General features: G+C 61.6%; 12 protein-coding genes. 11 read left to right on the top strand and 1 reads right to left on the bottom strand.

Annotated features, from left to right (window positions below):
* Window positions 1-1,601, bottom strand: a 1,601-nt coding sequence (locus BI327_RS07650) for an NADP-dependent glyceraldehyde-3-phosphate dehydrogenase (RefSeq protein ID WP_076859322.1), incomplete at its 3' end; no start/stop codon positions are given.
* Between the two features lie 670 nt (window positions 1,602-2,271).
* Between BI327_RS07650 and BI327_RS07645 the strand changes: the two genes are divergently transcribed.
* The 11 genes from BI327_RS07645 (at window position 2,272) to BI327_RS07595 (ending at window position 11,290) form a co-directional block, all read left to right on the top strand.
* Window positions 2,272-3,564 carry an ABC transporter substrate-binding protein gene (locus tag BI327_RS07645; RefSeq protein ID WP_245334744.1) on the top strand — a complete coding sequence of 431 codons (1,293 nt, stop codon included), beginning with the start codon at window positions 2,272-2,274 and terminating at the stop codon, window positions 3,562-3,564.
* Between the two features lie 115 nt (window positions 3,565-3,679).
* Window positions 3,680-4,612, top strand: a complete 933-nt coding sequence (locus BI327_RS07640) for a carbohydrate ABC transporter permease (RefSeq protein ID WP_076859077.1) — start codon at window positions 3,680-3,682, stop codon at window positions 4,610-4,612.
* Window positions 4,609-5,571, top strand: a complete 963-nt coding sequence (locus BI327_RS07635) for a carbohydrate ABC transporter permease (protein WP_076859076.1) — start codon at window positions 4,609-4,611, stop codon at window positions 5,569-5,571. Before BI327_RS07640 ends, BI327_RS07635 begins: the two co-directional genes overlap by 4 nt.
* A complete protein-coding gene (locus tag BI327_RS07630; protein ID WP_076859075.1) occupies window positions 5,568-5,768 on the top strand; it encodes a hypothetical protein in 201 nt (66 codons plus the stop codon). The genes BI327_RS07635 and BI327_RS07630 overlap by 4 nt, the downstream gene beginning before the upstream one ends.
* A 7-nt stretch (window positions 5,769-5,775) precedes the next feature.
* Window positions 5,776-6,873, top strand: coding sequence for an ABC transporter ATP-binding protein (locus BI327_RS07625; RefSeq protein WP_076859074.1), 1,098 nt, complete (start codon window positions 5,776-5,778; stop codon window positions 6,871-6,873).
* Entirely contained in the window at window positions 6,866-7,888 is a 1,023-nt protein-coding gene (locus BI327_RS07620; protein ID WP_076859073.1) for an ABC transporter ATP-binding protein, read from the top strand. The genes BI327_RS07625 and BI327_RS07620 overlap by 8 nt, the downstream gene beginning before the upstream one ends.
* Window positions 7,889-7,901: 13 nt before the next feature.
* Window positions 7,902-8,525: a dihydroxyacetone kinase subunit DhaL gene (dhaL, locus tag BI327_RS07615; RefSeq protein ID WP_076859072.1), complete on the top strand. Its 624-nt coding sequence runs from the start codon at window positions 7,902-7,904 to the stop codon at window positions 8,523-8,525.
* Complete coding sequence (dhaM, locus tag BI327_RS07610; RefSeq protein WP_076859071.1) at window positions 8,522-8,914, top strand: dihydroxyacetone kinase phosphoryl donor subunit DhaM; 393 nt, start codon at window positions 8,522-8,524, stop codon at window positions 8,912-8,914. The genes dhaL and dhaM overlap by 4 nt, the downstream gene beginning before the upstream one ends.
* Before the next feature lie 76 nt (window positions 8,915-8,990).
* Window positions 8,991-9,254 carry an HPr family phosphocarrier protein gene (locus BI327_RS07605; RefSeq protein WP_347337662.1) on the top strand — a complete coding sequence of 88 codons (264 nt, stop codon included), beginning with the start codon at window positions 8,991-8,993 and terminating at the stop codon, window positions 9,252-9,254.
* A gap of 1 nt (window position 9,255) precedes the next feature.
* Complete coding sequence (ptsP, locus tag BI327_RS07600) at window positions 9,256-10,875, top strand: phosphoenolpyruvate--protein phosphotransferase (RefSeq protein WP_076859069.1); 1,620 nt, start codon at window positions 9,256-9,258, stop codon at window positions 10,873-10,875.
* On the top strand, window positions 10,868-11,290 hold the full coding sequence (locus BI327_RS07595) for a hypothetical protein (protein WP_076859068.1): 423 nt from the start codon (window positions 10,868-10,870) through the stop codon (window positions 11,288-11,290). Before ptsP ends, BI327_RS07595 begins: the two co-directional genes overlap by 8 nt.
* Window positions 11,291-11,294 lie beyond the last annotated feature (4 nt).

The following is an 11,294-nucleotide window of genomic DNA, read 5'->3' as shown; positions in this document are numbered from 1 at the left end:
TTGGACCGGTGCTCCTTCACGATTGTCCCCAGCAGCCGTCTGTTGGTGTCGGTTTGCTTGGTGGCGATCATCGACCGGATCGAGAAGGATCGCAGTGCGTCCGATACCGACAATGTGCCCTCGGCCGAGTCCTTGCGCCCTGTAAAGGGAAAAACGTCGGGGCCGCGTTGGCACTGGCAGTTGATGTTGACGCGGCAAACCTGGTTGACAAGAGGATCGACCAGCCGCCCGACCAGTTCGGGATTTGCGCTGAAGATGCTGACCTGTTGGCCGTTCTCCGCGCCGGCGACATAGTCGAGTGCAGCCTCGATCTTGTCGAACGGAATGACAGGAATCACAGGTCCAAACTGCTCTTCGCGGTAGAGCTTCATCCCCTCGCTTACGGGATATACGAGGGCGGGGTAGAACAACGATTGGCAAGTGCTCCCGCCCCCCGGATTGACGACGCGCGCTCCCTTGCCTTCCGCATCCTTGATGCATTCGGTGAGGTAGGCGGCCTTGCCGGGCTCAGCGAGGGGGGTGATGCTGACCCCAGCGTCCCAGGGCATGCCGACTTTCAGCTTTGCGATCTCTTCGCTGAAGCGATGCATGAATTGATCGACGATTGAGCCGTGAATCAGCAACGCCTTGAGGGCGGTGCATCGTTGACCGTTGAACGAGAGCGCTCCGAGCAGGCACTCGCGGACTGCAAGTTCGATGTCGGCGTCGGGCATGACGATCGCCGCATTCTTCGCGTCGAGCCCGAGGATGGCGCGCAGGCGATTGACCTTGGGGTGCAGCTTTTTGAGATGATCTGCGACCTTGCTCGAGCCGATCAGCGTCAGCACATTGACCTTGCCGGATCCGAGCAATGCAGGAACGACGTCGGCACCATTGCCGTAGACGGTGTTGACCACGCCCTTCGGAAAGGAGCTGCCGAAGGCTTCGAGCAATGGATGGAACAGGAGAACGCCGAAGCGCGGGGGTTTGAGCAGGATTGTGTTGCCCATGATGAGCGCAGGAATCAAGGTCGCGAAAGTCTCATTCAGCGGGTAGTTGTACGGCCCCATGCAAAGGACGACGCCGAGCGGCGTTCGACGGATTTGCCCGATCGTGCCCTCCGCGACGACGAAGCGAGAGCTGGAATTGTCGAGGTCCTTGAGTGCGTCGATCGTGGCAGCGATATAGGCGATCGTGCGGTCGAATTCTTTCTCGGAATCGGGAAGAGTCTTGCCGACCTCCCACATGATCAGACTGACGATCTCGGCCCTTCGCGCCAGCATCTGCCGGGTAAACCTTTCCACACAGGCAATTCTTTCAGCGACCGTCATCGTCGGCCACTCGCCGCCGCCGTTCGCGTAAGCCCTAACCGCGGCAGCGAGAGCCGCTTCGGTTGCTTCGCTGGAGCCTTTTGGATAGGAGCCAAGTTCTGTCGGCTCCAGTAAGCCTTCGCAATTCCTGGTCCAGATCGGCGACAAGACGGGTTGGTTGACGCCATTCCATGGCTTCAACGCTCCATCCAAAAGAATGCTGCGCTGGTGGATCGGCGCGGCCAGTCGATGCTTGGACGGAATGTCGGGCAGCGACACGAAGAGTCGTTCGAGATTCGCGCTGTCGAGCATGGTCGTTACCTCATCCCAAGTGTTGTTGCGTTGTGCATTGCGGACTTCGAAATGATCGCGTTGTCGCCGATTCGCTAAACGGTCAGTAATCTAGAATACTAAACATCGCGATTCAAGCGCGAGTCATCTTTTCCGCGGCGCTCCGTACCCGCCGCTTGCATCCCCAATCGTGATTTCAGTGATTTGCGACATCATGGGCTGTCCCTCGCAGGGCGCCGGTGACAATGGTGAATGACGCATTTGGCCTATATTTAGAGGTAAATGTCGCGATCCAATCGACGTTCGTCGCCTGGCCGAGCCAGATATGTTGCGATGCGAAGCTGGGTCAATGTCTCTGACTGATTGGCCGCTGAACTTTTTTGCTTCCCCGCGATAAACCCGCTTGACGCCATTTTGAATTTAGTAATACGTTTAGCGAAACAAAAAACTAAACATCACGCTTCGGGCTGATGTTGGGAGGAGCCAGTCCTTCCGGATCGAGTATCCGGAAACGGTCCGTCTCAAATCCCCATCATGGCTCAGCAAAACTCGGTTTCAGGGGGTCGGCTTTCGTCCGCGAAACGGGCTGAGCGGGTTTGTGATTCCATGGAGAGAGGAAACGGACATGCGACGATTGAAGTGGCTAGGTAGTGCAGCGACATCGGTTGCCCTTGGGGCGGCGGTGCTTGGGATGTTCGGTGGCGGCGAGGCTGCGGCTCAGGGCAAGCAGCTCACGCTGTGCTGGGCGGCGTGGGATCCTGCGAACGCTCTGGTCGAGCTCGGCAAGGACTTTACCAAGCAGTCCGGCATCGAGATGAAGTACGAGTTCGTTCCCTGGACGAGCTATGCCGATCGCTTCCTCAACGAGCTCAACTCCCACGGCAAGCTCTGCGACCTGCTCATCGGCGACAGCCAGTGGATCGGTGGTGCCGCCGAGAACAAATGGTACGTCAAGCTCAACGACTTCTTCGACAAAGAGCACATCTCGATGGACGACTTCGTCCCGGCGACGGTCGTCGGCTATTCGGAGTGGCCGAAGAACACGCCGAACTACTGGGCGCTGCCGGCGATGGCCGACGCGGTGGGCTGGACCTATCGCAAGGACTGGTTCTCGCGTCCCGAAATCCAGTCGGCGTTCAAGGCCAAGTACGGCCGCGACCTGGCGCCGCCGAAGACCTATGACGAGCTGAAGCAGGTCGGCGAGTTCTTCCAGGGCCGTGAGATCGACGGCAAGAAGGTCTACGGCGCCTACATCTTCACCGAGCGCGGATCGGAAGGCATCACGATGGGCGTGACCAACGCGCTCTACAATTACGGCTTCAGCTACGACAATCCGAAGAAGCCGTACCAGATGCAAGGCATCGTCAATTCGCCGGAAGCGGCCAAGGGGCTCGAGTTCTACAAGGAACTCTACAAGTGCTGCACCGCGCCCGGCATGACCAATGCCTACATGCAGGAAGGGCTTGATGCCTTCAAGTCCGGCCAGGTGGCGATGCAGATGAACTGGTTCGCCTTCTTCCCCGGCCTCTACAAGGATCCGAATGTCGGCGGCGACAAGATCGGCTTCTTCGTCAATCCGGCCGGTCCGAAGGGGCACTTCACCCAGCTCGGCGGCCAGGGCATCTCGGTGGTTGCGACCTCCGAGCACAAGGACGACGCGCTCGCCTACATCAAATGGTTCGCGCAGCCGACGGTGCAGCAGCGATGGTGGCAGCTCGGCGGCTACTCGGCGCTGAAGGCCGTGGTCGACGCGCCCGACTTCCCGAAGAGCGCGGCGTTCGCCCCGCAATTCCTGGAGTCGATGGGCATCGTCAAGGACTTCTGGGCCGAGCCGTCCTACGCGCAGCTGCTGCTCGACATGCAGAAGCGCGTGCATGACTACGTCGTCGCCGACAAGGGCACGTCGCAGCAGGCGCTCGATCTTTTGGTCAAGGACTGGACCAAGGTGTTCAAGGAGCAGGGCAAGGACGTTGCGTCCCAGTAGACGCAACAATCGCAACCAGCATGACCGGCTTCCCCGGAGCGAGGCTCCGGGGAGGTCGAGCCCAACCAGCCGATGGAACCCCATGAGTACGATAATTCATCCTGATCACGCCGCGATGACCGGAGCCGGGGAGGTTGCCCTGTCTCAACCCATGAAGCATGTGCGCGGTCTGTCCGACCGGACCATTGCGTGGCTGTTCGTGGCGCCGACGATCGCGCTGCTGCTCGCCATCAACATCTTCCCGCTGGTCTGGATGATCCGGCTGTCCTTCACCAACCTCAACCTCAGCATGTCCTATCTGCCGCTGCGGTTCATTGGACTCGACAATTTCACCGACATCCTCGGCGACGAGGACGTTTGGTTCCGGCTGCAGACCACGGCCCGCTTCGTCCTCTGGTCAGTGGCGCTTGAGATGGTGATCGGATTCGGCCTGGCGCTGCTGATCAAGCGACAGTTCCGCGGTCACAGTTTCTGGACCACGATCATCCTGCTGCCGATGATGCTGTCGCCCGCGGTGGTCGGCAATTTCTGGACGCTGCTGCTGCAGCCGCAGATCGGCCCGTTCAATCACTTTATCAGTCTGTTGACTGGCGTGCCCGCAAGTTCGTTCAGCATGACCGGCGAGGTCGTCCTGGCGCCCTGGACCATCGTTTTGGTCGATACCTGGATGTGGACGCCTTACGTGATGCTGATCTGCCTCGCCGGGCTGCGCTCCATTCCCGACTACATCTATGAGGCGGCCGAAGTCGATCGCGCCTCCGCCTGGCGGCAGTTCTGGTCGATCACGCTGCCGATGACGGTGCCGTTCCTGATGCTCGCGGTGCTGTTCCGCGCGATCGAGAACTTCAAGATGTTCGACATGGTGAACCTGCTGACCTCAGGTGGGCCGGGCTCGACCACCGAGCTGGTGTCGATCACGCTGAAGCGCGCCGCGTTCGAGAAATGGCGCACCGGCTATTCGTCCGCGCTGGCCATCATCCTGTTCGTGACCGTGTTCGGTGCGGCCAACATCTACGTCAAGGCGCTCAATAAGGTGAAGCAACGATGACCGCAGCTGCCGCAAAATCTACCGCCCACTCGATTGTCGAGGCGTCGCCACGCTCGAGAGCGGTGGCCGGATCCCTGGTCATTCTCTACGCCGTGATCACGCTGTTGCCGATGGTGTGGATCGTCGCCACCGCGTTCAAGTCGCAGAGCGATGCGATCGCCTATCCGCCCAAGGTCTTGTTCGAGCCGACGCTGGAAGGCTATGTCAATCTGTTCACCGTGCGTACGCGTCAGACAGCGGATTTCATCGCGAAACTGCCGCCGCCGTCGACCTGGTATGACGTCATCGTTCGCAAGCATGACATGGTCATTGCCGGCCCGTCCAAGGTGGTGCCGCGCTTCGTCAACTCGCTGATCATCGGCTTCGGCTCGACGTTCCTGGCCGTCTTCCTCGGCACGCTCGCGGCCTACGCGTTCTCGCGCTTCCGCATTCCGCTCGCCGACGATCTCTTGTTCTTCATCCTGTCGACGCGAATGATGCCGCCGGTCGCGGTGGCGATCCCGATCTATCTGATGTACCGCCAGCTCAACTTGACCGACACGCGGCTCGGCATGATCCTGCTCTACACTGCCGTGAACGTCTCGCTCGCGGTCTGGCTGCTCAAGGGCTTCATCGACGAGATTCCGCGCGAATATGAGGAGGCCGCCCTGGTCGACGGCTATACGCGGCTGCAGGCGCTGCGCAAGGTGGTGCTGCCGCAGGCGGTCACGGGCATCGCAGCCACCGCGATCTTCTGCCTGATCTTCTCCTGGAACGAGTATGCCTTCGCGGTGCTGCTGACCAGCGGCGAGGCGCAGACCATGCCGCCCTTCATCCCCTTCATCATCGGCGAAGGCGGGCAGGACTGGCCGGCCGTTGCAGCCGCGACCACGCTGTTCGTCGTCCCGATCGTCCTGTTCACCGTGCTGTTGCGCAAGCACTTGCTGCGCGGCATCACCTTCGGAGCTGTCCGCAAATGAGCGACGTTTCCATCCCCAAGGGCGGACTATCACGCTGGTTTCGCCGTAGCCGCTGGGAGACAGCTGCCATGACCCTGATCGGCGGCGGCATCGTCATGCTGGTGCAGCCCTGGTCGATCGATCTCTACGGCTACTCCTTCGTGACGATTTTGACCGGCACGTTGGGCTTCACCATCGTTAGCCATTTTCCGGAGTAAACGGCCAATGGCACAGATTCGTGTTGAAAACCTGCGGAAGTCGTTCGACCAGTTCACGGCCGTCCACGGCTCCAATTTCACCATCCCCGATGGTACGTTCTTCGCGATGCTGGGTCCGTCCGGCTGCGGCAAGACAACCACGCTGCGCATGATCGCCGGCCTCGAGTTGCCGACTGAAGGCAAGATCCTGCTCGACGACGAGGACGTCACCTTTCGCCGCGCGGCCGCACGCGACATCGCCTTCGTCTTTCAACTCTTTGCGCTGTATCCCCATTTCAACGTCGCAGAGAACATCGCCTTTCCCCTGAGGTGTCAGGGCATGAGTCGACGGGCTATTGGCGAGCGGGTGCAGGAGACCGCGCGGATGCTGCGGATCGAGCATCTGTTGTCAAGCAAGACCTCGAAGCTCTCGGGCGGCGATCGCCAGCGCGTCGCGCTGGGGCGCGCCATGGTCCGGCGGCCGAAGGCCTTCCTGATGGACGAGCCTCTCGGCGCACTCGATGCCGAGTTTCGTCATCTGATGTGCGGCGAGCTGCGCGATTTGCACGATCGCATCAAGGCGACCACCGTCTATGTCACCCACGACCAGCTCGAGGCGATGTCGATGGCGGATCAGATCGCGGTCATGAACAAGGGGCTTGTTGAGCAGATTGGTTCGCCGCAGGAGATTTATGATCGGCCGGCGAGCATGTTTGTCGCAGACTTCATCGGCTCGCCGTCGATGAACTTCCTGCGCTTCGAGGGCGGTCTGCGATCCGGCGATCGTGCAATCCGGCTGCAGGACGCGAATGTTGCCGTCCCCGAAGTTCGCGAGGATCGCGCAAGTGCGCCGCTCGTACTTGGGGTGCGTCCGGAGCACGTCCGCTTTTCCGACGATGCACTAATGCGAGGGAAGGTGTTTGGCGCGGAATATTTGGGAACCACCCAGATCGTCACCGTCGACACGGCGAATGGGCGGGTCGCGGCGCGGCTGCCGTCCACCGCAAATGTGCGGATCGGCGAAGCGGTTGGTCTCGTATTCCAGTCCGAAAGGCTGACGCTGTTCGATGCGGGCAGTGGGTTGGCCATACGCAGCGCAATCGAAGGGAGCGTCCGTCATGGCTGACGTCATACTCCGCAACGTCAGCAAGCGTTTCGGCTCGGTCGAAGCCGTTCGTGAGCTATCACTGGCCGTCAATGACGGTGAATTCCTGGTGCTGCTTGGGCCGAGCGGCGCCGGCAAGACCACGACGCTACGGCTGATCACCGGGCTTGAACGCCCGGATGCCGGCTCCGTGATGATCAATGGGCGCGACGTCACGCAGGACCCTCCCGGATCTCGGGACATCGCCTTCGTGTTTCAGCAATATTCGCTGTATCCGCATTTGACGGTCTTCGACAACCTGGCGTTTCCATTGCGCTCTCCGGCGCGTCGTGTTCCGGAGCCGGTCATCCGGAAGCGCGTCGAGCAGACCGCGGAGCTGCTGCATATCGCCGGCAAGTTGAACAATCGCGCGACCCGCCTGTCCGGCGGCGAAATGCAGCGCGTGGCGATCGGCCGCGCGCTGGTGCGCGATCCCTCGATCTACCTGATGGACGAGCCGCTGTCGTCCCTGGACGCGAAGCTCCGCGCCGAGCTTCGGCTTGAGCTCAAGCGGATCCAGCTCGAGGTCGGTGCAACGATTCTCTACGTGACCCACGATCAGGTGGAGGCCATGACAATGGCCAGCCGTATTGGCGTGGTGAAGGACGGCCGGCTGCTGCAGGTCGGCACTCCGCGGGAGATCTACGAAGCGCCGTCTTGCAGCTATGTTGCCTCGCGGCTCGGGACGCCGCAGATCAATCTGCTTCCAGCCAGTCTCATGTCCGACATCCCGCTCCCGCGTGGGACCCAAACGGTCGGGATCCGCACCGAGCATTTGCAGATCGCCGCACGCAATGGCGGACGGTTGATCGGTCGGGTGAGCCGGGTCGAGCATTTGGGTGAGCAGAATCACGTCCACCTCGACTACAGAGGACAGATGCTCGTGACACTGGCGGATCCGCACCAACCGTTGATGTCCGGTCAGGAAGTGGAAATGCGGTTGACCAACCCGCTGTATTTCGACGCTGCGGGGCAACGTTTGGACGCAATGCTTTAGAGAGGATAGTTCAATGTCGCTGCAACCCGAGATATTCAAGTCGTTGGTGAGGTCCGCTGCAGAACAGGTCATCGCCAGCGCGCCGGAGCTCACGAGCCTGGATCAGGCGATCGGCGACGGTGACCACGGGACCAACATGAAGCGCGGCTGCGAAGCCGTGCTCGGCAAGCTCGATGCCATCTCGGCGGAGCCGCTCGATGCGGCGCTGAAAATGATCGGCAAGACCCTGGTCATGACCGTGGGCGGTGCATCCGGGCCGCTTTATGGCAGCTTTTTTCTCGCGGCCGGGGAGGCGGCGTCTCGCCACGCGCAATTGCCAGGCGACCTCGCTGACATCTTCGACAGCGGGGTGACCGCCGTGAGCGCGCGAGGCCGCTCGCAGGCTGGGGAAAAGACGATGCTCGACGTGCTTATTCCGGTGCTGGAGACGTTGAGGACCGCAGCGGGCCAAGCCGATCTGATCGATCGTGTACGCGCGATCGCCGCCGAGGCCGCCGAACGGACGGCGCCGATGCAGGCGACCAAAGGTCGCGCCTCATTTCTCGGCGAGCGCAGCGCCGGACATGTCGATCCCGGCGCGCGGTCGAGCTGCGTGCTGGTACAAGCGGTGTGTGCGGGCCTGGAGGGACAACAATGACCGATACGGTTGGAATCGTGATCGTTTCGCACTCAGCTGACATCGCCAAGGGCACCGCCGACATGGTGCGGCAGATGGTCGGCAGCGAGGTCAAAGTGGCTTTTTGCGGCGGCAATTCTGATGGCGGGCTGGGCACAAACGTGCCGTTGATCATCGACGCGATCAACAGCGCCTGGTCTTCAAGGGGCGTCGCAATCCTGGTCGATCTCGGCGGCGCCGAGACCAACAGCGAGATGGCGGTCGAGATGCTCGAGCCTGAACGGCAGGATTTCGTCGTTGTCTGCAATGCGCCCATCGTGGAAGGAGCGGTGATGGCGGCAACCGAATCGGCGGGCGGCAGCTCGCTCGCTCAAGTGAAGGCCGTGGCCGAGGAACTGTCCGCCGGCTAACGGATCGACGAAGGTATGATGGAAAATGACTATGCTGGAAACGTCACAAGCTGACGAACACACATTCACGAGCAGCGTGCGCTTGGTGCACGCCGTGGGCATGCACGCGCGCCCGGCGGTCAAGCTGACCAAGCTCGCCAAGAAATTCCAGGCGCAGATCTCCGTGCGGGTCGCGGGGGCGCCCGAATGGATCAATGCCAAGAGCGTCGCCAAGATCATGGCGATGCGTGCGGCGCACGGCAGCACGATCGAGATCAAGGGCGCGGGCAGCGATGCGCAGGCAGCGGTCGCGGCGCTGGTCGATCTGATCGCAACCGACTTTCCGGACGGGAATTCGTGACATGCGCAACGGCGTTGCAGGAGCGGCCTATCGCGGCAGGACGGCTTCAATCGGATTCGCTCATGGACCGTTTGTCCGTGTCGACCAGCTAGAGAGCGCCCAACGCGCGGCCGGCAGTCTGGTTGACGAAGCGCTGGCTCTGCGAAGTGCCATTGATACGGCCAGCCAGCAGATCGTTGACCTCGCCGCCATTGCCGGAGGGGAAGCCGCGCAAATTCTGGAGTTTCAGGTCGCGCTACTTGACGACGAAGACTTCATGGCCGTGATCTTTGCGGCGATCGGTGAGGGCGCAGCGGCCGACGCCGCGTGGCGCTCGGAACTCGACAAGCAGATCGCCGACTATGGCGCGGCGCCGGACGAATATTTGAGAGCTCGTTCGTCGGATTTGGCCGACCTTCGCGATCGTGTGATCCGCGCCCTGCAAGGCGATCAGCGTGCCACACTTGGAATTCCGAGCGGCGCCATAGTGTGTGCAGACGATCTTCCACCGTCCCAATTTCTTGAGATCGACTGGTCGGGTGGAGGCGGACTTGCTCTTTTGCAGGGCAGTCCCACCAGCCACGTTGCGATGTTGGCCCGGGCGCGTGGAGTTCCGATGGTTGTGCAGCTCGGGACCATCCCTGCAGCGGGGGCAACCGCGCTCCTCGATGGCGAAGGTGCAACGCTTGAGCTTGATCCGTGCGCCGAGCAGATCGGCTCGTTCGAGACCCGGCGCGAGGTTCATTGCAAGAGCCGGGCCGCTGCCCGCGCGATTCTCCGCCGCCCGGCGGCGTCCTGGCGTGGTGAGCGGATCAAGCTCTTCATCAACATCCAGCGCGTCGAGGATCTCGATCATGCCGACGCGCAATATGCCGACGGCATCGGCCTGATGCGGACCGAGTTCCTGCTGACGAACAACGGAGGCCTGCCCGACGAGGAGACTCAGTTTCAAGCCTACGATGCCGTTCTTCGTTGGGCCGGCCAACGCCCGGTGACGATTCGCACCTTTGATGCAGGCGGTGACAAGCCGGTCTCGGGATTCACGCCCGGGGGAGAAGCCAATCCGTTCCTTGGGGTTCGGGGCCTGCGCCTCTGCCTGGCCCGGCCGGAGATTTTTGCCGTTCAGCTGCGTGCCCTTGCCCGTGCTGCCGTCCACGGAAATCTTAAGGTGATGTTCCCGATGGTGACCTCAGCCGACGAGCTCGAGGTAGGCCGCAAGCTGTTCGTTCAGGTCGTGGCCGAATTGCAGGCGAACGGAGTCGCTGCAGCGCTTCCCGAACTGGGGATCATGGTCGAGGTGCCAGCTGCGGCGCTGGCAATTCCGAGTTTCAAGGCCTCGTTCTTCTCGATCGGTTCGAACGACCTCGCGCAGTACGTCCTGGCCTGCGATCGATCGAACGGGGCGCTTGCCGGCCTGTTGGATCCGCTGCATCCAGCCGTCGTCGAGCTGATCAAGCGGACAGCCGAGCACGGTCAGCGTACCGGTATCAGCGTCAGCTTGTGTGGCGATATGGCGAGCGATCCGCGCTGCACGTCGACGCTGTTGAATTGCGGCCTGCGCGAGCTTTCGGTGAATCCTTCGACACTCGCCCAGATCAAGCAAACCGTCGACGGTTTGAGCAACGGAGGAAATCATGGCTGATGCGGCGGTCGACGAGGAGGCGGATGCCGGCGCGGTCGCAGTCTACAAGCGCATCTTCAAGGAAGTCCTCGACAAGCGTCCCTCGGGTATGCGGTTGCGGCTCGCCCATGCTATGGGGAAGAACCGCAGCTTCGTCAGCCAGATATCCAATCCGACCTACCCGGTCCCGATACCGGTGCAGCACCTCAACACGATTTTCGACGTCTGCCATTTCTCGCCTCAAGCCAAGGCTGCCTTCCTCCGCGCCTATGGGCGCGCTCATCCACGCCGGGTCAACAGGCTAACCGAAGGACCCCATGAGCGAACATTGACGCTTCATCTGCCGGATCTCGGCAACACCAAGCGAAATGGCCAGCTTGACGCACTGTTTCAGGAATTCGCGCGGCGTCTGGCCGCCCTCGTACAAGACAAGTGAGTTT

The organism is Bradyrhizobium mercantei (assembly GCF_001982635.1).
Classification (GTDB): domain Bacteria; phylum Pseudomonadota; class Alphaproteobacteria; order Rhizobiales; family Xanthobacteraceae; genus Bradyrhizobium; species Bradyrhizobium mercantei.
The sequence above is the reverse complement of the archived record's forward strand: the minus strand, read 5'-3'. Positions and strand labels throughout refer to the sequence as shown.

Bases quoted from the DNA above. Each gene is read 5' to 3' on its own strand.
- BI327_RS07640 (WP_076859077.1), top strand. From the start codon at position 3,680: ATGACCGGAGCCGGGGAGGTTGCCCTGTCTCAACCCATGAAGCATGTG.
- dhaM (WP_076859071.1), top strand. From the start codon at position 8,522: ATGACCGATACGGTTGGAATCGTGATCGTTTCGCACTCAGCTGACATC.
- BI327_RS07635 (WP_076859076.1), top strand. From the start codon at position 4,609: ATGACCGCAGCTGCCGCAAAATCTACCGCCCACTCGATTGTCGAGGCG.
- BI327_RS07645 (WP_245334744.1), top strand. From the start codon at position 2,272: ATGTTCGGTGGCGGCGAGGCTGCGGCTCAGGGCAAGCAGCTCACGCTG.
- BI327_RS07595 (WP_076859068.1), top strand. From the start codon at position 10,868: ATGGCTGATGCGGCGGTCGACGAGGAGGCGGATGCCGGCGCGGTCGCA.
- ptsP (WP_076859069.1), top strand. From the start codon at position 9,256: ATGCGCAACGGCGTTGCAGGAGCGGCCTATCGCGGCAGGACGGCTTCA.
- BI327_RS07620 (WP_076859073.1), top strand. From the start codon at position 6,866: ATGGCTGACGTCATACTCCGCAACGTCAGCAAGCGTTTCGGCTCGGTC.
- BI327_RS07625 (WP_076859074.1), top strand. From the start codon at position 5,776: ATGGCACAGATTCGTGTTGAAAACCTGCGGAAGTCGTTCGACCAGTTC.
- dhaL (WP_076859072.1), top strand. From the start codon at position 7,902: ATGTCGCTGCAACCCGAGATATTCAAGTCGTTGGTGAGGTCCGCTGCA.
- BI327_RS07630 (WP_076859075.1), top strand. From the start codon at position 5,568: ATGAGCGACGTTTCCATCCCCAAGGGCGGACTATCACGCTGGTTTCGC.